At 71.4% G+C, this 20,681-nt stretch carries 19 protein-coding genes; 8 read left to right on the plus strand and 11 right to left on the minus strand.

The features are described 5' to 3' along the window. Positions 1-249: 249 nt before the first annotated feature. On the plus strand, positions 250-507 hold the full coding sequence (locus ABZ470_RS33100; RefSeq protein ID WP_352009171.1) for a dsRBD fold-containing protein: 258 nt from the start codon (positions 250-252) through the stop codon (positions 505-507). 67 nt (positions 508-574) lie between these two features. On the opposite strand, the gene ABZ470_RS33105 is transcribed toward ABZ470_RS33100, so the two are convergent. Then, the gene (locus ABZ470_RS33105) at positions 575-1,009 is read right to left on the minus strand and encodes a CBS domain-containing protein (RefSeq protein ID WP_352009170.1); all 435 of its coding nucleotides are present in this window, start codon (positions 1,007-1,009) and stop codon (positions 575-577) included. A gap of 146 nt (positions 1,010-1,155) precedes the next feature. Here ABZ470_RS33105 and ABZ470_RS33110 point away from each other — a divergent pair, with 146 nt between their 5' ends. Further along, the gene (locus ABZ470_RS33110) at positions 1,156-1,713 is read left to right on the plus strand and encodes a hypothetical protein (RefSeq protein WP_352009169.1); all 558 of its coding nucleotides are present in this window, start codon (positions 1,156-1,158) and stop codon (positions 1,711-1,713) included. 453 nt (positions 1,714-2,166) lie between these two features. Beyond that, entirely contained in the window at positions 2,167-2,754 is a 588-nt protein-coding gene (locus ABZ470_RS33115) for a sigma-70 family RNA polymerase sigma factor (RefSeq protein ID WP_362916362.1), read from the plus strand. 71 nt (positions 2,755-2,825) lie between these two features. Here ABZ470_RS33115 and ABZ470_RS33120 read toward each other — a convergent pair whose 3' ends face one another. Then, entirely contained in the window at positions 2,826-3,941 is a 1,116-nt protein-coding gene (locus tag ABZ470_RS33120) for a serine hydrolase domain-containing protein (RefSeq protein ID WP_362916364.1), read from the minus strand. Positions 3,942-4,136: 195 nt separating this feature from the next. On the opposite strand from ABZ470_RS33120, the gene ABZ470_RS33125 reads away from it, so the two are divergent. After that, positions 4,137-4,847 (plus strand): MarR family transcriptional regulator, encoded by a 711-nt coding sequence (locus ABZ470_RS33125; RefSeq protein ID WP_362916366.1) that lies wholly within the window; start codon positions 4,137-4,139, stop codon positions 4,845-4,847. Between the two features lie 147 nt (positions 4,848-4,994). Here the strand turns inward: ABZ470_RS33125 and ABZ470_RS33130 are convergent, their stop codons facing one another. The 3 genes from ABZ470_RS33130 to ABZ470_RS33140 are packed head-to-tail and all read right to left on the minus strand — an operon-like array spanning position 4,995 to position 7,617. Further along, the gene (locus ABZ470_RS33130; RefSeq protein ID WP_362916368.1) at positions 4,995-5,999 is read right to left on the minus strand and encodes a zinc-binding dehydrogenase; all 1,005 of its coding nucleotides are present in this window, start codon (positions 5,997-5,999) and stop codon (positions 4,995-4,997) included. Beyond that, positions 5,996-6,997: a Gfo/Idh/MocA family oxidoreductase gene (locus ABZ470_RS33135; RefSeq protein ID WP_362916370.1), complete on the minus strand. Its 1,002-nt coding sequence runs from the start codon at positions 6,995-6,997 to the stop codon at positions 5,996-5,998. The genes ABZ470_RS33130 and ABZ470_RS33135 overlap by 4 nt, the downstream gene beginning before the upstream one ends. Continuing rightward, positions 6,994-7,617, minus strand: a complete 624-nt coding sequence (locus ABZ470_RS33140; protein WP_362771679.1) for a polysaccharide deacetylase family protein — start codon at positions 7,615-7,617, stop codon at positions 6,994-6,996. Before ABZ470_RS33140 ends, ABZ470_RS33135 begins: the two co-directional genes overlap by 4 nt. A gap of 124 nt (positions 7,618-7,741) precedes the next feature. Here ABZ470_RS33140 and ABZ470_RS33145 point away from each other — a divergent pair, with 124 nt between their 5' ends. From ABZ470_RS33145 to ABZ470_RS33160, 4 genes are read left to right on the plus strand one after another with little or no spacing between them, the layout of a single operon-like run. Then, the gene (locus tag ABZ470_RS33145; protein ID WP_352009162.1) at positions 7,742-8,500 is read left to right on the plus strand and encodes a GntR family transcriptional regulator; all 759 of its coding nucleotides are present in this window, start codon (positions 7,742-7,744) and stop codon (positions 8,498-8,500) included. A gap of 10 nt (positions 8,501-8,510) precedes the next feature. Continuing rightward, positions 8,511-9,884 (plus strand): extracellular solute-binding protein, encoded by a 1,374-nt coding sequence (locus ABZ470_RS33150; protein WP_352009161.1) that lies wholly within the window; start codon positions 8,511-8,513, stop codon positions 9,882-9,884. Next, positions 9,881-10,795, plus strand: coding sequence for a sugar ABC transporter permease (locus tag ABZ470_RS33155; RefSeq protein WP_362916373.1), 915 nt, complete (start codon positions 9,881-9,883; stop codon positions 10,793-10,795). The genes ABZ470_RS33150 and ABZ470_RS33155 overlap by 4 nt, the downstream gene beginning before the upstream one ends. 4 nt (positions 10,796-10,799) lie before the next feature. Continuing rightward, the gene (locus ABZ470_RS33160; protein WP_362771673.1) at positions 10,800-11,831 is read left to right on the plus strand and encodes a carbohydrate ABC transporter permease; all 1,032 of its coding nucleotides are present in this window, start codon (positions 10,800-10,802) and stop codon (positions 11,829-11,831) included. 490 nt (positions 11,832-12,321) lie between these two features. Here ABZ470_RS33160 and ABZ470_RS33165 read toward each other — a convergent pair whose 3' ends face one another. From ABZ470_RS33165 to ABZ470_RS33190, 6 genes are all read right to left on the minus strand, one after another. Then, entirely contained in the window at positions 12,322-13,620 is a 1,299-nt protein-coding gene (locus ABZ470_RS33165) for a cytochrome P450 (protein ID WP_362916375.1), read from the minus strand. 425 nt (positions 13,621-14,045) lie between these two features. Then, positions 14,046-15,101 (minus strand): iron chelate uptake ABC transporter family permease subunit, encoded by a 1,056-nt coding sequence (locus ABZ470_RS33170; RefSeq protein ID WP_362916377.1) that lies wholly within the window; start codon positions 15,099-15,101, stop codon positions 14,046-14,048. After that, the gene (locus tag ABZ470_RS33175) at positions 15,098-16,162 is read right to left on the minus strand and encodes an iron ABC transporter permease (RefSeq protein ID WP_362916379.1); all 1,065 of its coding nucleotides are present in this window, start codon (positions 16,160-16,162) and stop codon (positions 15,098-15,100) included. The genes ABZ470_RS33170 and ABZ470_RS33175 overlap by 4 nt, the downstream gene beginning before the upstream one ends. Positions 16,163-16,273: 111 nt before the next feature. After that, entirely contained in the window at positions 16,274-17,245 is a 972-nt protein-coding gene (locus ABZ470_RS33180) for an ABC transporter substrate-binding protein (RefSeq protein WP_362916381.1), read from the minus strand. Positions 17,246-17,354: 109 nt separating this feature from the next. Next, on the minus strand, positions 17,355-19,031 hold the full coding sequence (locus tag ABZ470_RS33185; protein WP_362916383.1) for an ABC transporter ATP-binding protein: 1,677 nt from the start codon (positions 19,029-19,031) through the stop codon (positions 17,355-17,357). Then, positions 19,024-20,679 (minus strand): ABC transporter ATP-binding protein, encoded by a 1,656-nt coding sequence (locus tag ABZ470_RS33190; RefSeq protein ID WP_352009152.1) that lies wholly within the window; start codon positions 20,677-20,679, stop codon positions 19,024-19,026. Before ABZ470_RS33190 ends, ABZ470_RS33185 begins: the two co-directional genes overlap by 8 nt. Positions 20,680-20,681 lie beyond the last annotated feature (2 nt).

The following is a 20,681-nucleotide window of genomic DNA, read 5'->3' on the forward strand; positions in this document are numbered from 1 at the left end:
GCGAACGCTTCCAGCCGCTGCCGGGTACGTGTGAGCTGTTCGGGGGTCACATCCGGAGCGAACCATCACACGGTGGCATTGACCAGTCACAACAGACTGACCTAACAAAGCACTACTAGGGGAGCCCGTCCCCCAAGGGCGGGACCTTCGTCCCTGATGGTCACGCCGTACGGCTCCGACAATGGAGGTGACGGCTTCGCGCCCGGAGAGCGGGCGCCGCCACCGTCACGAAGAACGGGGGTTCAGATCATGCGATCCAAGCAGTGGGACGTACGGGTCTCCATCACCGAGGACGGCGACGAGACCTTCGCCAGGGCGGTCCTGCCCATCGCGGGTGCCGGGGAACTGGCGGGGATCGGCCGGGCACGCCGCAACCCGTCCGACGATCCGGTAGCCGAGATCGGCGACGAGCTCGCCGCCGCCAGGGCGCTGGCCGACCTGTCCGGCAGGCTGATGAGCGTCACCTCGGCGGACATCGCCCAGCTGACCGGCCCTACCTCGTGGTGAGGGGGCCCCGCGCACGGACCGGCCCGCCCGCCGTCGCCCTCACGGACTCCGGCGGACGGGCCCCGGTTCACCGCCGGCCGTAGACCTGGTGGACGAACTCGGCGAGCTTGTCGTCGGGCAGGCCCTTGGCCAGGTCGGCCTCACTGATCATGCCGACGATGCGGTGGTTCTCGATCACGGGCAGACGCTTGATCCGGTGCCGTTCCATCATGGTCAGCGCCTCGTCGACGCTGCCTTCGACGTCGATCCAGATCAGCCCCTGGGCGAGCTCACTCGCCGTCGTCTCGTCGAGGTTCCCGCCCTCTGCGCAGCACTTGATCACGATGTCACGGTCGGTGATGATCCCCTTGAGCCGGTCGTCGTCCCCGCAGACCGGCAGCGCGCCCACATCCAGGTCGCGCATCATCCGCGCGGCCGTACGCAGACTGTCGTGTTCACCGACGCACCGCGCGTCCGGGTGCATCAGGTCCCGGACCGTCCTGCCTGTCTCCGTTCTCGTCATCGTCACCCCTCCTGACGGTAGGTTTGTGGGCCTCTATAGCCCTATGCCCGATAAATTCGGATTCAGTGGGGCGATTCTGGAGAGAAAGGCTGTGATCCACGATCACGGCCTTCTCGGCGGGCCACCCGGATGTCAGGATGTCGGGTGTGACCCTCGCGGCGTCGGCGCTTCGCGTGCCACGTGCCATCGTCTTCGCGACGCTGTGCACCGTGGTCTCCGCGGGCGGCCACGCCCTGGCCGGAGGCGGTCTCGTCCCGCCGTTCCTCGGGATTCTCGGCGTCGTCGTCTCCTTCTGCGTCGCCTACCCGCTCGGCGGTCGTGAACGCGGCCCCGAGGTGGTGCTCACGGCCACCGGTGGCGTGCAGCTCCTGCTGCACGAGCTGTTCAGCCGGGCCGCGCACGGGCCGCACACCACGATCCTCGGCGACCACGGCCATCCCACCTCCGGCATGACCGCGGTCCACCTGGCCGTCGCGCTGGGCACCGGCTGGTGGCTGTACCGCGGTGAGAGCGCGGTGTGGCTGATGATCCGCCTGTACGGCCGCCGCCTGCCGGTGATCCGGCTGCTCCTCACCGTCCCCACCGAGGTGGTCGCCCCCGTCCGGCGGCCGGTGACCACCCATGAGGCCACGCCGTACGGCGGGCGGGACGTCCTTCCCGCGTTACGGCGCCGCGGCCCGCCCCTGCCCGCCCCCACCGGCTGAGCCCCACACGGACCCCGGGTGTTCCGTCGCCCCTCCATGACCGGAGCACTCTCCGCTCCTTCGTGACCGGGCGTTCTCTCCGGTCTTCGTGACCGGTATTCCTCCGGCTCCTTCGGGAGCGGAGGTTCTCTCCGGTATTCCAGGACGCCCCTTCCCGGACCCTCCGTGGTCAGGCGCTCTCCCAGTCCCCGGTCGGGAGCTCTCCCCTGCCCGGTGACCGGGCGATCCTCCCGGAGCCAAGGGGCCGGCACCGCCTCCCGCCGAGCCCGTCCCTGGCCCGGCCAACCCGTCATGCCCGGACGTGCCCTACGTCTTCGCTGTGCTTCTTCACTGGGCCCCTTCCCTGGGCTCCTTCTCCATGCCCGAGCACCCCCCCGCAAGCCGTCGATCACCTGTCTGGCGGGCACCTTCCGATGCCCTCGGCCCGTCTTGACCAGCGCCGAAGGAACCCCTATGCCTCCTGTCACACCCATCCCGTCCACCCCCTCCTGGCTCTCCGACGAGCAGGTGACGGCGCTCGCGCTGGCCGCGCGTGCGGGGGCGCCCGACACCGTCGAGGCCTTCGCCCGCGCCGTCTACCCGGACGTACTGCGCTTCGTCGCCCACCTGGCCGGAACCCACGCGGCGGAGGACCTGACGCAGGAGACCTTCGTACGGGCCCTGCTCGCCCTGCCCCGTTTCGCGGGCCGCTCCTCCGCCCGGACCTGGCTGCTGTCCATCGCCCGGCGGGTCGTCATCGACCGCTTCCGGTCCGCGGCCCGCCGTCCGCTCCTCGCCGACCTCACGGACTGGCAGTCGGCGGCCGAACGCCGTCAGCCCCTCGGGCTTCCCGGACGCGAGGACGGAGTCGCCCTGGCCGACCTGCTGTCCAGGGTCCCGCGTGAACGCCGCGAGGCCTTCGTGCTGACCCAGCTGGCCGGGGTGCCGTACGGCGAGGCCGCCGAACTGATCGGCTGCCCGGTCGGCACCGTACGCTCCCGCGTTGCCCGCGCCAGATCCCAGCTGATCGCCTCCCTGACCGCCGCCGACCGGGCCGCCTGACCCCCGTCCCGAACGATCGTCATGCCCTGACCTGCGCGAGAAGGCCAGATCCCCGGATGCCGGCGGCGGGCTCACCGGGACCCGACCGGGCAGAACTCGGCCGACAGGACGTCGGCGAAGACGTTCAGCCCGCTCCAGTCGCCGTTGATCTCGGTGGCCAGCATGTGCCTGCCGTCTCGCCGCCCCATGGCGTACGTCCATGATCCGTAGGTGGCACCGGCGTTACCCCAGACCCACGTGCCGCACGACAGTCTCTGGGTGAAGACGCCGAGTCCGTAACGGGTGCCGGGGATCCAGGCGGGCCCGCCCTTGGTCTCGACGGTGGTGAACATCTCCCTCTGCTGGGCGGCGGGCAGTAATCGGCCGCCCAGCAGCGCGCCGAAGAACCGGTTGAGGTCACCGACCGTCGAGACCATCCCGCCGGCCGACCAGGCGGCGGACTGGTTCATGTCGCCGGCGTCGTAGACCGCCGGGTTGGGTTCCTGGGAGAACAGGGTGGAGTAGTGCACGGGGTGCGGACCTCGGATCCTCGCCTCCGTTCCGGGAAGGTATGTCCCGGTCAGGCGCAACGGCCGGATGATCCGCCGGGTCACCTCGTCACCGAAGGTCCTGCCTGTCGCCTTCTCCACGATCATGGCGGCCAGGATGTAGTTGGTGTTGGAGTAGGCGAAGCCCCCGCCGGGGGCGAAGTACGGTGGGTTGCGCAACGCGATCCCCACCAGCTCCTCCGGCGTGACGACGTCGTAGCGGTGCTCGAACCACGCGGCGCCCCGCCCCTTGGCGAAGAATTCGGGGTCGTTGCCGTAGTTGAAGATTCCGCTGGTGTGGTTGAGCAATTGCCGGACGGTGATCCTTCCGCCGTCGTATCCGTTGCCCCGCACCAGTCCGGGCAGCCAGTGCTGAATACGGTCGTCCAGGCTCAGCCTGCCCTCTCCGGCCAGTTGCAGTACCACGGCGGCGGTGAACGCCTTGGTGGCACTGCCGATTCTGAAACGCTCGTTCGGGCGGCGCCCGCGAGCCGTTTCGGTGTTTGAGAACCCCGCCGAACCGAACCACCGTTTGTTCCCCTCGCGTACCTCGGCGGCGATGCCGGGTGCCCCGTTTTCGGATACGGCCCGGTCAAGCGCGGGCTGTACCTGGGCGGGGCTCGCCACGAGCGCGGCGGCGAGAAGGAGGGATGCGATCACATCGAACTCCGATACACGAGACAGCGCGTGTTTTACAGACACAAAAGCTAGTTTGCATTCAGGGCGCCGTCAATAAAATCCGAGACATTCACCCGGCATTTTGCAATGACAATGAAGGTGAATGCAAAATCCCTACTTGCAATGAGCTGCCAGCGAATGCAATATTTGTTTTCAACGGGAGGAGGCGCAGCGCCGATGCCAGGCGGCAGACTGACATACGAGGAACGCCGGGAAATCGCCAGGGGACTGGCCGAAGGGCTCACCTACACCGAGATCGCCAAATGCCTCGGACGCCCGATCTCCACCGTCACCCGCGAGGTCATCCGCAACGGCGGGGCCGGCGGTTACCAGGCCGACCGGGCCCACCACGCGACCGGGATCCGGGCCCACCGCAACAGGTCCGCCGAGTCCCAGCCGGCGCCGGCGGTCAGAGACGGGCAGGGACGGAATCCGGAGACGATCAGGCAACTGGAAGACGACTTCAGCACCATGCTGGTGGACACCGGACTGCCCCGCATGACCGCTCGGGTGCTCGCCTGCCTCTACACCACCGACAGCGGCAGCCTCACCGCCGCCGAACTCGTCCAGCGGCTCCAGGTCAGCCCGGCCTCCGTCTCGAAGGCCGTCACCCAACTTGAGCAGCAGCGGTTGATCCGGCGCGAACGCGATTCCCGGCGGCGTCGTGACCGCTACGTCATCGACGGCGACATCTGGCACCGGTCGTGGCTGGCCAGCGCCCGCAGGAACGCCCGACTCGCCGAGGTCGCCGACGGCGGTGCCGAGGCCCTCGGTCCGGCCACCCCCGCCGGTGCCCGGCTGAAAACCATGGGCGCGATCCTCAACCGGCTCAGCGACGACATGATCCGCGCGGCCGAGCGCCTACGCGGCGCCGACGGCGATCAGTGAGCTCCGACCGCCGGCACCCGCCTCCTCCCCGCCGCCGCCCGAGGCGTCGACGGACCCGGTCGCGGCTGGGCCGGACCGGGTTCACGCGCGAGCGTCCGGCCCGGCCGAAGGGAAGGGACTCACCGCCGGCCGGTCACCGTTCCTCCTTCATGCCGTCCAGTCGAAGCAGAGCGCTCCGGCCGGTGCTCCGCCACCGCGCAGCCGCGCGTAGACGGACTCCGCGTCCACGGGGGACACCCGTTCGGAGATCATCGCGGCGGTCCTGAACGTTCCCGAGGCGAGACGGCGGAAGTACAGCTCGGTCACCGCGTCACGGTTGAGCGGGCCCGCTGACGGGTCGTCGGAGACGAGGTCGGCGTGCGCCCCGAGGATGGTCAGCGAGTTGCTGACCACGCCGGGACCGAGCGTCTGCCGGGACGGTGTGGGCGTGTCACCGAGCAGGACGACACGGCCCAGCGTGCGCGCCAGCCGTACCGCCTGGGAGAGCACGGCGGGGTTGCCGGTGACGTCGAAGACCACGTCGGCGAACCGGCCACCGGTCAGGTCGGCGACGGCGGCGAGGGCGTCGCCCGCGGTGGCCGCGAGCAGGTCGCTCGCCCCGCTCGCCCGCGCCAGGTCGAGCCGCCTGGCGTCGGTGTCGACGGCGACGACGCGGGAGGCTCCGTGCGCGACCGCGTACTGCACGACCAGCTGACCCACCGGGCCCAGGCCCAGGACCACGACGGTCTCGCCCATGGTGATCGCGGCTCTGGCGGCGCCCGCCGCCGCGGTCACGACGAGGGGGATCCACACCGCCTCCTCGTCCGTCACGCCGCCGGGCAGCGGCCGGGCCTCACGCTCGGTGAGGGTGACCAGCTCCTGGTGGGGCGCGTAGCTCTGCACGCGGTCACCGGGCCGCAACGTCGTGACGCCCTCGCCGACCGCCTCCACGACCCCGGCCATGCTGTAGCCGGGCCGGAACGGGTGACGCACCCACTCCTCCCAGTTGGTGCCCGGATCGAACTCCCCGCGCAGACAGGCCAGCTCGGTGCCGGGGCTGATCAGCGACAGTGTGGTACGGCACAGCACCTCGCCGGGGCCCGGAGGGGCGACGTCCTCATGCGCCACCCGCACCTCGCCCGGACCCGGGAACTCCACGAACAACGACCTCATCGGTCCCTCCCAAGATGTACGGTCCGCCCGTGGGCGGCGCTCTGGTACGCCGCTTCGATGATCCGCATCGAGGTGACGCCGTGCGACGCACCGGGGGTGGGGTCGGCCCCGGCCAGAGTGTCCAGGAACGCACGCATCTGGGCGTCGTATCTGCGCTGGAGCGCCGCTTCGGTGAGCTCGCCGGGAAAGGTCTCCGCGCCCGGCTGCCCGGCCCGTACCAGCGTGCCGGGGAAGGTCTGCGCGTACGCCTCGGTGCCGGACACGCGCACGCTCCCCGTCGGACCCGGCGTGTGCGGATGCCACCAGCCCGACTCCACGCCGGAGGTGACCCCGTTGTCCCAGACGATCGTGAGGATCGCGGTGTCGTCGACCGGCAGGTCGCGGTAGTGCGTCCCGCAGTGCGCGCTCACGCTGACGGGCTGGGGGTCGCCGAGGATGTGGCGGGTGACGTCGATGGCGTGGACGCCGAGGTCCATGAGCGCGCCGCCGCCCGCCAGCGCCGGGTCGGTGAACCAGCCCTCGGGGCCGAACCCGGCGTGGACGGCGTAGGCGGTGGTGTGGACGGGTCTGCCGAGTGTCCCGTCGCGCACCAGGTCGCGCAGCCAGCCGACCTGCTCGTCGAAACGCAGGCAGTGGGCGAGCATCACCCGGGCACGCGGGCCTTCCGCGGCGGCGATGGCCAGGGATTCGGCGACGCTCAGCGCCATCGGCTTCTCCAGCAGCACCGAGACCCCGGCCCGCAGCGCCTTGACCGCCTGCTCGGCGTGCAGGGAGTTGGGCGTGGCCACGATGAGGCCGTCCACGTCGCCGTCCGCCAGGAGACGGTCGAGGTCGAGGTAGCGGCGGGCGATGCCGTACCGCTGTGACAGGGCGTCGAGGGACTCCGGCCGGTGGTTGACCGCGGCGACCAGCACGGCGCCGGCGTCGGCGGCGGCGCGTGCGTGGTAGTCGGCGATGTAGCCGGTCCCGGCGATGGCCAGGCGCGGTGGGCGGTTCATGCGAGTTCGTCCATGCGAACGAGGCGGGCACCGGCGGCGCGCAGACCGTCGATGACCAGCGGCAGGGCACGGCCGGTGGCCTTGGTCCACGGATGGAGCAGCACCACGGCGCCGTCGCCGTGCGCGACGGCCTCCTCCACGACCAGGCGGGCGACGCCCGGCCCGGTGGCCTTGCCACGCCAGTCGAACGGGTCCACGTGCCAGCTCGTCTCCCGGTAGCCGAGCCGGTCCAGCGCGGACCGGATCGCCGGGTCATCGCTGCCGTCTCCGAACGGGCAGCGGAACCAGGGGCTCGGGTCGTGGCCGGTGGCGCGGCGGATGGCGCGTTCGGCGAGCCGTACGTCCTGGTCGAAGGCCTTGGGCGACAGCCAGCTCATCGGCGCGTGGTGGTGGGAGTGGTTGCCGATCAGGTGACCGTGGGCGGCAAGGTCCTTGGCCAGCGCGGGGTTCGCCTGGGCCCAGCGCCCCTGGATGAACATGGTCCCCACGGCCTCGCGCTCGGTGAGCGTCTCAAGCACGTGCCGGGTGCCGTCCGGGTGGGCGGGATGGTCTCCGTGCTCGACGTCGAAGGTCAGCGCCACTCGCCAGGGCGCCGGTTGGGTTCGGGGTGACTCCGTCACGCCTTCTACCTGCCTCTGATTCGGGGGGTGCCGCCTTGACAGAGGTAGCGGCCGTGATCAGTATTGCTGACAACATTATAAGCAATCAACCGCTCGGCAGATTTCGGAAGGAAGCGAACTCCCGATGGCCCGCTATCGGCTCGAAGCCGGTCCGATCCCCCTCCACCACCAGGTCTACCTGGACCTGAGCGCCGCGCTCGACGAGGGGGAATGGCAGGCGGGAGACCGTCTGCCGCCGGAGAGAGAGCTTGCCCGCCGCTACGGATGCAGCCTCATCCCGGTACGGCGGGCCCTGGCCGAGCTGGCCCGCGAGGGCCGTCTGGAGCGCACCCGCGGGCGCGGCACGTTCGTCCAGCACTCCCGGCTCGAAGTCGATCTGGGCACCAGCCAGAGCTTCGCCGACCTGATGAACATGCACGGCCTGGACCCGGACACCAGACTGGTCGCCTCCGGGATCGAGATGCCGGGAGAGATGGTCGCCGCCGCGCTGGCTCTGGCCCCCGGCGCGCAGGTCGTCTATCTCGAACGTCTGCGCATCGCCAACGGCGAGCCGTTGATCCTGGAGCAGGTCTACCTACCGGCCGGCCGCTTCGCCGGGCTGCTCGACCACGATCTTGAGCGCAACTCCCTCTACAGCCTGCTCGGCGCGCACTACGGCGCCAGGATCGTGCGCGCCCGCGAGGTCATCGAGCCGGTACGGCTGCGCGCCCACGAGGCGCGGCTGCTCGACCAGCCCGTGGAACGCCCCGCCATGCTCGTCGAGGGGGTCGCCTTCGGCCCCGGCGACGAGCCCATCGAGTTCACCCGCAGTTACGTGAGAGGCGACAGAGCCCGCCTCTCTTTTGAGCTCTCCATCACCCGCCCCCCGGACCCCCCAGCCTAGGGAGAGACACATGAATCGGTTATGGCACACCCTGGCCGCGATCTTATTGGCCACGACGCTGGCCGCCTGTGGAGCAGACGCCCCTCCCGGCGGTGACGACGCGGCTGTCGAGCTGCGCTGGTACTGCTGCCTCGGCACCGGTGAACAGGCCGAACAGGTCAAGGCGCAGCAGAAGGTGATCGAGAGGTTCAACGCCTCCCAGCGCCGGATCAAGGTCAAGCTGGAGGTCGTCACCTACGACTCCGCCCGCGACACGCTCGCCACCCAGATCGCCTCGGGCAACGTGCCCGACCTCGCCGGTCCCGTGGGGGTCGGCGGTGCGGCCGCCTTCCACGGCCAGTGGCTCGACCTGGCCCCGCTCATCAAGTCCAGCGGCTTCGACCTCAGCCCCTACGCCAAGGGCAGCGCCGACCTCTACCGGATCGGCTCCGTTCAGGAGGGCGTCCCGTTCGCGATCTACCCCTCGACCCTGTACTACAAGGCCGACATGTTCGAGGAGGCCGGCCTGGCCGAGCCGCCGCACAAGTACGGCGAGAAGTACACCTGGCCCGACGGCCGCCAGAGCGAGTGGAACTACGACACGCTCAGGGAACTGGCCCTCAAGCTCACCGTAGACAAGAACGGCAAGGACGCGACCCAGGAGGGCTTCGACCCCGGCCAGATCGTGCAGTACGGCTTCGAACCGGCCCGTGACGACCTGCGCTACCAGGGCGCCGCCTTCGCCGCCGGATCACTGGACACGGGCGACGGCAAGACCGTGAAGATCCCCGACGCCTGGGCCGACTCCTGGCGCTTCTTCTACGACGGCATGTGGAAGGACCGGTTCATCATGACCGGCCCCGTCTTCCAGACCGAGCAGTTCAACGGGGACGGCGCCGCCTTCTTCTCCGGGCACGTCGCGATGAGCGTCAACTTCCTGTGGTCCACCTACGGCGTGGCAGGCGCGGGCGACGACTGGGACCTGGCGGCGATGCCCTCCTACAAGGGCAGGACCACCTCACCCACCAGCGCGGACACCTTCCGGATCCTGGCCGGCAGCAAGCACCCCGCCGAGGCCTTCGAGTTCCTGAGCTACCTGGTCGGCCCGGCCTCCCAGGAACTGCTCTCCGCGTACGGCGCGATGCCCGCCCGCACCGCCGACCAGGACGCCTTCTTCGCCAAGCTGGCCGGGCAGTTCCCCAACAAGGTCGACTGGCAGGTCGCCAAGGACAGCGTGGCCTTCGCCGACAACCCCCACTCGGAGTCGTACACGCCCAAGTACAACCAGACGCTCACCATCCTCGGCACCTACAGGAGCCGCTGGATGACCCAGGGCGGGCTCGACATGAACGCCCAGCTCAAGGCGATGCGCGAGGAGATCCAGGACGTGTGGAACCGCTCATGAGGAGCGAGACCACATCCTGGGTGGCCCGCAGGGAGGCCCGGTACGGGCTCCTGTTCGTCCTTCCGTGGATCATCGGGTTCCTCGCGTTCACGGCGGTCCCGATGGCGGCCACGTTCGTCTTCACCTTCCTCAACATCTCGCTGACCGAGCGGGAGCCGCTCATGTTCGTCGGCCTGGCGAACTACCAGCGGCTCTTCGCCGACCAGCAGGCGTGGGCCTCGCTGTGGGTGACCGCCCGCTTCGCCCTGCTCTGGCTGCCGCTGGTCGTCGTCCTGCCGTTCCTGCTCGCGGTCGCGGTCAACAGCAGGTACGTGCGCGGCACCGGGCTGTTGCGGGTGCTGTTGTTCATGCCGTACGTCGTGCCGTTCGTGGCCAGCGCGCTGATCTGGCAGAACATGCTGGTCGACGACGGATGGATCAACACCGCGCTGCGTGTGCTCGGCGTCGGCGACGCGCCGAGCTGGCTGAGCGACCCCGGCTGGGTGATCCCCGGGCTCGTCATGATCGGCCTGTGGGGGCTCGGCTCGGGCATCATCATCAACCTGGCGGGGCTGCGCGGCATCCCCACCGAGTTGTACGACGCCGCGCGGCTCGACGGTGCCGGATGGTGGCGCCAGCTGTGGCACGTGACGGTCCCGATGATGTCGCCGGTGATCTTCTACACGATGATCCTCGCGGTCGTCGAGGTCATGCAGTACTTCCTCATCCCGCTGGTGCTCTTCGACGGCAGCGGCGACCCCGGCGGCGCGACCCGTTTCTTCAACCTCTACCTGTACCAGACCTTCTTCACCTATCAGGAGATGTCCTACGGCTCGACGCTGGCGTGGCTGCTGTTCGTCATCACCCTCGTCGTGACCCTGGTGCTGTTCCGGCTGTCCAGGCACTGGGTCCACTACACGAGTGAGAGGTGACCCGGTGACCCCGTACGCAGCCCGCCGCATCCGGACGGCGCTGATGACGATCGTGATGTTCGGCATCGTCGTGGCGTTCCTGTCGCCTCTCGTCCAGATGACGCTGTCGTCGCTGAAGAGCGAACGGCAGGTCAGCCAGGCGCACGCGCCGCTGCTGCCGTCCGACCCGCGCACCTTCACCCATGAGGGCCGGCAGTACGACGTGTACCGGGTGCCGCTCGACGGCGCGGTCCGCGAACTCGCCCTGGTGAAGAAGGGTCGCGCCGAGAGCGAGTTCCTCGACCCGGCGGCTCCCGAGAGGGGAACCGTCGTCTGGCGCGGCTCCTGGCGCACCCTGGAACCCAGCTGGGTCCTGGCGCCGCAGTGGTCGAACTACGCCGCGGTCTGGAGGCTGATCGACTTCCCCCGGCTGCTGCTCAACACCATCACGCTGGCGGTGATCAGCACGATCGGGACCGTCCTGTCGTGCACGCTGGTCGCCTACGGCTTCGCCCGGTTCCGCTTCCCCGGCCGCGGGCCGCTGTTCACCCTGCTCATCGCCACGATCTTCCTGCCCACCGCGGTGACGCTGATCCCGACATACACCATCTTCGTGCAGATCGGCTGGGTCGGCACCTGGCTGCCGCTGCTCGTACCGACCTTCTTCGCCAACGCCTACAGCGTCTTCCTGCTGAGGCAGTACTTCCTGACCATCCCGCGCGAGATGGACGAGGCGGCCTCGATCGACGGTGCCGGACCGCTGCGCACGCTGCGTTCGGTGATCGTGCCGCAGGCGTGGCCGGCGATCACCGCCGTCATCCTGTTCAACTTCGTCTACACCTGGAACGACTACTTCACCCCGCTCGTCTACCTTTCCGGGCGGCCCGAGCTCCAGCCGCTGCAGGTGGGCCTGGCCGCCTTCAACGGCCTGTACTCGACGAAACCCGCCTACATCCAGGCCGGCGCCATGATGACGATCGCCGTTCCGGTGATCCTCTTCATCTGTTTCCAGCGCACGTTCGTGCGCGGCATCATGAGCACCGGAGTGGAGAAGTGACCGTGGCGGCCGAGGGCCGGGGAGGCGGGTCGGCGGGGTTCAGCCGAGACGGCGGGCCACGTACAGGATCCGGTCGTGACTCTCCTCGTCGGCCGGTTCCCGCGCCGAGGTCTCCACCGGTCCCCGGGTGGCGACGACGCGCAGCCCGGCCCGTCCGGTCGGAGTGGTGCCGCCGCACGTGCCGCATCGAGACCCGCCGCCAGGTCGTCCCCGGCCGGACGCAGCGCGCCACCAGCCCGGTGGTGTCCGTCCCCGCGTTCAGCTCGTCGTAGCGGGGCGCGATGCCCTCGTACGCCGCCAGTGTCTCGTCCACGTGTGACACGCGCGCCTCCGGTGAGCCGGGCCGGGGGGCCGCGCCGGACCGTCGGGCCCGGCGCGGCCGGTGGGGGACCTACCAAACGCGCCACGCCTGCCGGTTGACCCGGCGGCCGGTGACCCGGCGCATCAGCTTCCTCATGGACTCACCTCCTCTTCTGGTGGCCGTCGGCGGTCAGGACCTGGTGGGGGTACGGCGCAGCCGGAATCCGGGAGGGGTGATGATGCCCGCGACGTGGGGACGTCCCCGGCCGCCGCGCACCTCAAGGCGGGCGCCGTCGGTCACGGCGGAGAGCAGGTCGACGGCCAGGGTCTGGGCGACGGAGGCCCCGGCGCAGGCGAACGGGCCGCTGCCGAAGGGCAGGTAGGGTCCGTGGGGGCCGGAGCCGTCCCAGCGGCCGGGCCGGAAACGGGTGGCCTGCGGCCAGTGCCGGTCGTCGCGGTGCAGCAGGTAGGAGCAGACCGACACGCTCTCCCCCGGCTCCAGGGGCACACCGCCGATCCGGTGGGCGCGGCGCACCGGGCGGCCCAGCAGCCACGCCACGGGCCACAGCCGCAGCGACTCCCGTACGGCCGACTCCGCGGGCACCTCCGCCAGGTCGACGCCCTCGGTCGCGGCCGCCAGCAGCGCCCAGGCGACGACGTGGCCGACCGGTGCCACCGAGGTCCGAAACAGCAGCAGGTAGACCTGGGCGACCTGGGTGGCGGGCGTGCCGGGCGGGGTGGCCCCGAGTACGGCGTCCAGCAGGTCGCCGGGCGGATCCGGCCGCCGCTCCGGCCGGGCCCGCCGGGCGCGCGCCTCGTCGGCGACCGCCCGCACCACGCGCGCCCACAGTGCCCGCTGCGCCGTACGTGCCAGCGGGCCGCCGAAGCGGATCAGGACGCCGCGCCGTACGACCCGCGTCATCAGTTCCCGCAGCGCCGCCGGGCTGTCCGGGCTCAGCAGCGCCTCGTCCAGGAACCGGTACGCGGCGACGCGCCCGGCCGAGGGCCACTCGCTGTCCTCCCCCAGCTCCGCCACGACGGCGGGCAGCCGTTCGCGGTTGGCGGTCAGGTGGGCGCGCAGCGTCGAGCGCGCCGCCCGCCCGATCGCGACCTGCGTCGCCCGTGGCCCCAACCGGCCGCCGCGGACGTGGAAGAAGTCGGACACCTCGTCGTAGTCGCCCTCGGGGTCGTGCAGAATTCGCCGGGCCTCGACCGGGTCGGCCACGCACAGCGACCCGTCGTCGGGAAGCCGGAACATCGGGCCCCGTTCGCGGGCCGCCCACTCGACGAACCCCAGCGGGTCCCGGCGGTACCACCGCGCCGCTCCGCCGGGCGGGCCCGGCGGCGGCCGTCTCCCGTCCTGGGCGGCCTGATCCGGTTCGCCGACCGTCGTCATTCCCACCTGCCCACGCCGTCCGTGATCTCGGATGTCCGCGCGGGTGGTGCCGTCCGCGCCCTGCCGGGAGAGCCGCGTCGCCTGCCATCTCACCGGATCCACCGAACACGGCAAAGATGGAAAGACAACACCAAACCAGGAACAGTCGCAGTTTATACCCATAGATCACCCATATTGGTTATTGAGTGAAAAATGAGAAATATCGATACTCGACGGAATGCCATGGCGGACATATCCCAGGAAAAGGTCACCCGATTCGAGCCGGAGAAAGACCCGGTGAGTCCAGGCCACGGGGCCCTTCCAGGGGTTTTCCGGCGACCGCCCGTCCCGGTCCGGCGCCGAGTGAACGAGTGGCTCAAGGATATGAGGCCGCGGATCGGACGCGTTTCCGTCGGCTCCCGGGAAACGCCGGGAAACCGGCCGTACGGGTGACTCCGGTGAGGGAGTGCCGGGCTTACCTGTACGGCCCGCGCTTCGGACCCCCAGCCCTGGCGCGGGCCGCACAGGAGACCCGGCGGTCAGCGTTTGCGCCAGCCGGAGACGAGGACCCAGACCAGGTAGACACCGCCGAGGGAGCCGGTCATCACCCCGACGGGAAGCTGGGTCGGGGCCAGCAGGCGCTGGGCGGCCATGTCACCGGCGACCAGCAGCAGCGCGCCCATGAGGCCCGACAGGACCAGGACGGGGGCGGCGGACCTGGCGAGTCTTCGGGCCAGCTGGGGGGCGGCGAGCGCGACGAACGGGATGGGCCCCGAGGCGACCGTCGCCACGGCGGTGAGGGCGACCCCGAGCAGCATGAGCCAGAGCCGGGAGCTCTCCACCCGCACGCCCAGGGCGGTCGCCAGTTCGTCGCCGAGTTCCATCAGCTTCAGCCGCCTGCCGAAGGCCAGCGTGACGGGGACGAGGACCAGGAGCGTGCCGACCAGCAGGTTCACATGACCCCAGCCGCGCCCGTTGAGGTTGCCGGTCATCCAGGTCGCCGCGACGTGGGCGTCGGCGAACTCGGCGCGGGCGATCAGGTAGATGTTGGTCGCCACCAGCCCCCCGTTGACGGCGATGCCGACCAGGATCAGCCGGTAGCCCTGTACCCCGTCCCGGAAGGCGAGGAGATACACGACGAGGGAGGTCAGCAGGCCCCCGGCCAGGGCGCCGCCCGCGACGGCGACCATCCCCCCGCCGAGCACGATGATCTGGATGAGCGCGCCGGTCGCGGCGCCCGTGGTGAAACCGACGATGTCGGGGCTGCCCAGCGGGTTGCGGGTGAGGCTCTGGAAGACCGCGCCCGCCAGGCCGAGGGCCGCGCCGACGAGCAGTCCGGTCAGCACGCGCGGCAGCCTGAGCGTCTCGACGACGAACATGTGGGCGCGCTGGCCGTTGCCCGCGAGGGCGCGCAGCACGTCTCCGGGGGCGATCGGGTACTGCCCGGTCCCGATGGCCAGGACGGTCAGCGTGGTCACGGCCGCCGCGAGCACGGCCCCGATCAGCACGACCCGGAGGCCGACGCGGAAGGAGGCGCGACGCCCGGGGAGGGTGACCGTGAACCCGGGGCGCTTCGTGGTGTTGAGCGCGTTCACAGCTGGGCGATCCTCCTGCGGCGGACGAGGGCGAGAAAGACCGGCATGCCGACGAAGGCGGTGACCACCCCGGCCTCCAGCTCCGCGGGCCACAGCACCAGACGGCCCACGATGTCGGACACCAGCAGCAGCACGGGGCCGAGCAGCACCGAGTACAGCAGCACCCAGCGGTTGTCCTGACCGACCGCCAGCCGGGCGGCCTGCGCCACGACCAGGCCGACGAACCCGATGGGCCCGACGGCCGCGGTCGCCGCGCCGCACAGCAGGGTGACGGCGATGACACCGAGCACCCGGGTACGGCCCGGCCGTACTCCCAGGGCGCGTCCCGCGTCGTCGCCGAGCGCGAGCGCGTTCAGGGAGTTGCCCAGCGACATCGCCACGATCAGGCCGCCGACCATGAAGGGGACCGTCCTGGTCACGACCGTCATGTCGTGGCCGCTGAGGGCTCCGGTCCCCCAGTAGCGGTACTGCTTGAAGGCCTCGGGGTCGGTCAGCGCGATCGCCTGGGTCGCCGAGGCCAGGGCGGCGCTGACCGCCGTCCCGGCCAGGGCGAGCCGTACGGGGGTGGCGCCGGAGCGCCCGCTTGAGCCGATGAGGTAGACGACGACCGCGGCGGCGGCCGAGCCCGCGAAGGAGAACCAGACGAGGCCCCCCAGGTCCTGCAGCCCGAACAGGCCGACGGCCGCCGCGATGGCGATGACCGCGCCCGCCTCGACGCCCAGGATGCCGGGGTCGGCCAGCGGGTTGCGGGTCAGCGCCTGCATGAGCGCGCCCGCCAGGGCCAGGGAGGCGCCCACCCCGATCCCGAGCAGGGTCCTGGGGACGCGCAGGTCGTGGATGACGTGGGCCGCGTCCGAGTTGTCCGGGTGCAGCAGGAGCCTGACGACGTCTCCGGCCGGGATGGCCTTCGAGCCGATGGCCAGGCTCGCGAGCACCGCCAGGACCAGCAGCAGGAAGGCCAGCAGCGCGCCCGCGGAGCGCAGCGCCGTGCCGCGCGCCCGGCCTCCCTTCGGCCTGACCGGCGGGGGCGCCAGGAGTCCGACGCCCTCCCCGGCGGTCATGACGGCGCCTTCGCGGACGCGGTGCGGGTCACCGACGGTAAGGGGAGGTCCACTCGGTCCTCTTCCTCCTTGTGAACGCTCCGGTGAACGTCCTTGTGAACTGACGGTCGCCTAGGCGAGCTTGGCGAGGATGGCTTCGAGCTGGCCGACGATCTCCAGGACGCCCTTGTAGCTGTACTGGTAGCCGTACTTGATCGGGTAGACGTGCCCCTCCTTCGCGGCGGGCAGCAGCTTCCACGATCCCTGGCCGAGCAGCTTCTGCGTCGCGGGGTCGACGCTGCCGTCGGGCTGCGCGCCGTACAGCAGGACGGAGGTGTCCTTGAAGCGGGAGATCTGCTCGTAGGAGAGCCGGACGCCTCGGTTGGCGCGCTCGTCGGTCGCGACCTTGGAGAACTTCAGGCCGGTCTCCTCCATGAACAGGCCGGGCCAGGAGACCGGGGAGTTGGCGACGAAGCCCTCGGGGCCACCCTCGACGTAGTCCCAGGTGGTCTTCTCCAGGACGGCGGAGTACTTGGACTTGATCTCGGCGATCTTCGCCTCGTACTCGGCGATCTTCCCGGCCATCGCGTCCTTCTTACCCAGCGCGTCGGCGATCTCGGGCAGGGCCTTGCGGACGTCGGCCGGGTTCTCCGTCACGAAGAAGGCGGTCGGCGCGATGGCGCTGAGCTTGTCGTAGCCGAAGTCCTCCTCCCTGCGCTGGGTGCTGACGATGAGGTCGGGCTGGAGCTGGGCGAGCTGCTCGTAGTTGATCGACGTCTCGTCGGTCCCGATGACGGGGATGGTCTTGACCTTCGCCCAGTCCTCGGGCGAGTAGTCGCTCTCGGCCTCCTGGAGGACCGCGATGGGGGTGATGCCCAGTTCGAGGACGGCCGCGGTGGTGTTGAGCAGGGAGACGACTCTCTTGGGCTCGGTGGGAACCTGGACGGCGCCGTGGACGGTCTGGACGGTCCTGGTGGCGGCGGCGGGTGCCCCCGAGGGGTCGCTCGCCGAGCCCGCGGAGGGGGCCGAGGAGGGACCGCACGCGGTGGTCAGGGCGACCAGCCCGGCGGTGAGGAGGCCGAGAACGGCCCTGGTGAGATGCATCCCGCGTCTCCTGGATCACTATTGTTAGGTAAGGCAAACCTAAGTAAAGAGTCAGGTTTCCTTCACGTCAAGTCGGGGCCGCCCGTCACCCGGGCACGGGCGGCCCCGGTCAGTTCTCGTACCGGGGGTCGAGCGCGCCCGCGCGCAGTCCCACCAGCCGTGGCAGCAGCTCGATGGTCGCGGGACGGTGGGCGATGACGATGAGCGCGCGCTCGTCGCGCAGCCGGGCGAGCGCCGTCTCCAGGCTGCGGGCCGTGACCGGGTCGACGTCGGCGGTCGCCTCGTCGAGGATGAGCACGGCCGGGTCGGCGAGCACGGCCCTGACCAGCCCGAGGATCTGCCTCTCCCCCGCCGACAGGTCCCCGGCGGGGGTGTCCAGCCCCCGGGGCAGCCCTCGGAGGAACGCGCCGATCCCCAGGGTCTCGAAGGCCGCCTCCATCTCGGCGCGTCCCGGCTCGCCCCTGGCGAGGGCGAGGTTGTCGGCGACCGAGCCGGAGACCATGTGGACCTCCTGCGGCACGAGCGCGATGCGTCTGCGCACCTCCTCCGGCGAGGCCTCCCCGAGATCGACGCCGCCGAAGGTGACCCGCCCCGAGTCGGGCCGGTAGAGGCCGCTGAGGAGCTTGGACAGGGTCGTCTTGCCCGATCCGGTCTCCCCGACGAGCCCGGCGTGGGCGTTCTCGGCGAAACGCACCGAGACCCCGCGCAGCACCTCGGTCTCGTCCTCGTAGCGGAAGGTGACCTCCTCGGCCAGCAGCTCTCCCCTGGCGGGCAGCGGCCGGTCCCCGCCCGGTTCCGGGGCACCCGCCGACAGCAGGTCGAGCAGCCGGGCCAGCCCGGCCCTCACGGTCTGCATCTCCCCCGCGAGCTGGGACAGGTCGCCGAACCCCTCGAACAGGTTGCGCCCGGCCAGCACGAAGACGACCGCGGTGGAGACGCTCAGATGCCCTCCGGCGGCCAGCCAGGCGCCGAAGCCCAGGAGCACGGCCATCGCCGCCCCCTCGACCAGGGTGATCGCGCCGATCCGGTTCTCCACCACGACCGTGCGGCGCTGGGTGAGGAGGGCGGCCAGGTTGTCCCGGTCGAAACGGGCCAGCCAGGCGGGCATGCCGCCCGCGGAGCGCAGCTCCTCACGCGCGTCGAGGGTCTCGGCGAAGGTGCCCGCCATGGTCGCCTCCGCCCCGGCGTGCGCGCCGAACGCGGAACCGGCGTCCTTGGCGAACCAGCGGGTGATCAGCAGCGCCGGGGGCAGGAAGACCGCGACAACCACGAGGGTCAGCGGCCAGGAGTAGCCGAGCAGCACGACGGCGGTGAAGGCCAGCGTCGCGGTGACGCCGAGCAGGTTCGGCAGCGCGGTGCGGACGAACATGGCCAGCTCGGCGATCTCCCCGGTGGCGCGCTGCAGCAGCGAGCCGTCGCGGTGCGCCTCGATGAAGCGCAGCGGCGCCCCGGCGAGCCGTTCCGCGGCGCGTTCGCGCAGCTCCCTGGCGACCCGCTCTCCCGCGTCGGCCAGGGTGGTCGCGGCGAACCTGGCCAGCAGCGCCTGCGCGACGACGAGCCCGGCCAGCAGCGCGACGGCCGTGAGCAGCCGGTCGCGGTCGCCTTCGGTCAGCGCCTCGACGGCCAGGCCGATGAACGGCGCCAGGGCGACCAGCGCGGCGCTCTCGGCCAGGCTGAGCAGCAGCGCGAGCAGGATCCTGCCCGAGTGCGGCCGCAGGTACGGCCAGGCGCGGCGCAGCAGCCTCCTGGTGGACGGCTCGTCGGACAGCATGGCGACCTCAGCCATGGGAGACCTCCGCTCCGGTGAGGTCGAGCACACGGTCGGCGGCGTCCGCGACCGCGGCCCTGTGGGTCACGAAGACGACGGCGGTCCGCGGCGACCAGCGGCGCAGCCGGTCCAGGACGTGCGCCTCCGTCGTCTCGTCGAGGGCGGAGGTGACGTCGTCGAGCAGCAGCACGGCCGGTCGGCCGAGCAGGGCGCGGGCGAGGGCGAGCCGTTTCACCTGGCCGCCGGACAGGGCCCCGCCGCGCTCGCCGACCTCCGCGTCGAGGGGCAGGTCGATGGCCGCGGTGTGGCAGGCGGCACGCAGGTCGTCCTCGTCCAGGTCACGGCCGAGCCTCAGGTTGTCGGCGACGGTCCCGGAGACCAGCACGGGCCGCTGGGAGACCAGGACCAGGCTCGCCGCCACCTCGTCGGGGTCGGCGGCGCGCAGGTCGAGGCCGCCGTAGGAGACGGTCCCCTCCGAGGGGTCGGCGCGACGGCACAGCAGCCGCAGCAGCGTCGACTTGCCCGAGCCGCTCGGCCCGGTCACGGCCAGCAGCTCCCCCGGCTTCACCGAAAGCGACAGCGGGCCGAGCACCCGCCGCCCGTCGCGGACGACCGTCACGTCCTCGCAGGCGAGGACGGCGTCCGCGGGCAGCGGGAGGGGGTCGGACGGCCGGTCGAGCGCCGGGCGCAGCGCGAGGACCTCGGCGATGCGGCGGGCGGCGACGACGGCCTGGCCCCGGTCGGCGAAGCGTTCGACGGCCACGCCGACGGCCAGGGTGAGTGTGACCATCCACGTGGTGAACGCGACGAGGCCGCCGACGGTGAGGTCTCCGGCGAGCACCGCCATGCCGCCGAAGCCGATCCCGGCGACCACCGCCAGGCGGGGGATCATCGGCCCGAGCGCCGACCAGGTCGCCGAGATCCGGGCGGCGCGCATGGTCGTCTCCGTGACGCGGGCGCTGTGCGCGCGGTGCCTGCCGAGCAGGACGTCGGCGCCGCCGAGGCCGCGCAGCGCGCCGCCGACGGTCAGCAGGTCCGCGACGGCGTCGGCGCGGGCGGCGTGCGCGTCGGACAGTTCGGCGAGCGCGGGCTCGAACCTGCGGGAGAACACCACGTTGACCAGGATCAGCGGCGGGATCATGGCGAGCGTCACGTAGAGCAGGACGGGTTCGAGCGTGGCCAGGGCGGGCAGCACGACCGCGAACGTGGTGGCGATGACCGCCCAGGTGGTCAGGCCGTGCACCCAGATGCGCACCAGGTCCACGTCCCGGGTCACGCTCATGGCCAGGTCGCCCCGGCCGCCCCGCCCGGCCAGGTCGTCGTCGCCGAGCGCGGCGACGTGCCGGACCAGGCGGTGCCGCAGGGTGACGCCCGCCCGGGCGTCGGCCAGGTTCGCCCACCACTGCCAGCCGGCGAGCCCGGCCCACTGGACCGCGGCGGCGGCCAGGACGGCCAGCGCCCAGGTGATCGTGGTACCGACGTCGGAGCGGGAGATGCCGTCGTCGACGGCGCGCTGCACGCACCAGGGGATGGCCAGCAGCGCGACCTGCCTGACGACGGCCGAGACGACGGCGGCGGCCAGGGTGCGCCGCTGCGCCAGCAGGCACTGGCGCAGCAGCGAGGAGGGCCGGGGTGGCCGGGGTGAGGAGGGATCGGAGAGCGGCAAGC

The organism is Streptosporangium sp. NPDC020072, from assembly GCF_040631445.1.
Taxonomy (GTDB): domain Bacteria; phylum Actinomycetota; class Actinomycetes; order Streptosporangiales; family Streptosporangiaceae; genus Streptosporangium.

Excerpts from the sequence above, each read along its gene's own strand:
- ABZ470_RS33180 (WP_362916381.1), bottom strand. The coding sequence starts at position 17,245 with ATGCATCTCACCAGGGCCGTTCTCGGCCTCCTCACCGCCGGGCTGGTC.
- ABZ470_RS33105 (WP_352009170.1), bottom strand. The coding sequence starts at position 1,009 with ATGACGAGAACGGAGACAGGCAGGACGGTCCGGGACCTGATGCACCCG.
- ABZ470_RS33150 (WP_352009161.1), top strand. The coding sequence starts at position 8,511 with ATGAATCGGTTATGGCACACCCTGGCCGCGATCTTATTGGCCACGACG.
- ABZ470_RS33130 (WP_362916368.1), bottom strand. The coding sequence starts at position 5,999 with ATGAGGTCGTTGTTCGTGGAGTTCCCGGGTCCGGGCGAGGTGCGGGTG.
- ABZ470_RS33115 (WP_362916362.1), top strand. The coding sequence starts at position 2,167 with ATGCCTCCTGTCACACCCATCCCGTCCACCCCCTCCTGGCTCTCCGAC.
- ABZ470_RS33125 (WP_362916366.1), top strand. The coding sequence starts at position 4,137 with ATGCCAGGCGGCAGACTGACATACGAGGAACGCCGGGAAATCGCCAGG.
- ABZ470_RS33100 (WP_352009171.1), top strand. The coding sequence starts at position 250 with ATGCGATCCAAGCAGTGGGACGTACGGGTCTCCATCACCGAGGACGGC.
- ABZ470_RS33135 (WP_362916370.1), bottom strand. The coding sequence starts at position 6,997 with ATGAACCGCCCACCGCGCCTGGCCATCGCCGGGACCGGCTACATCGCC.
- ABZ470_RS33155 (WP_362916373.1), top strand. The coding sequence starts at position 9,881 with ATGAGGAGCGAGACCACATCCTGGGTGGCCCGCAGGGAGGCCCGGTAC.
- ABZ470_RS33145 (WP_352009162.1), top strand. The coding sequence starts at position 7,742 with ATGGCCCGCTATCGGCTCGAAGCCGGTCCGATCCCCCTCCACCACCAG.
- ABZ470_RS33185 (WP_362916383.1), bottom strand. The coding sequence starts at position 19,031 with ATGGCTGAGGTCGCCATGCTGTCCGACGAGCCGTCCACCAGGAGGCTG.
- ABZ470_RS33175 (WP_362916379.1), bottom strand. The coding sequence starts at position 16,162 with ATGACCGCCGGGGAGGGCGTCGGACTCCTGGCGCCCCCGCCGGTCAGG.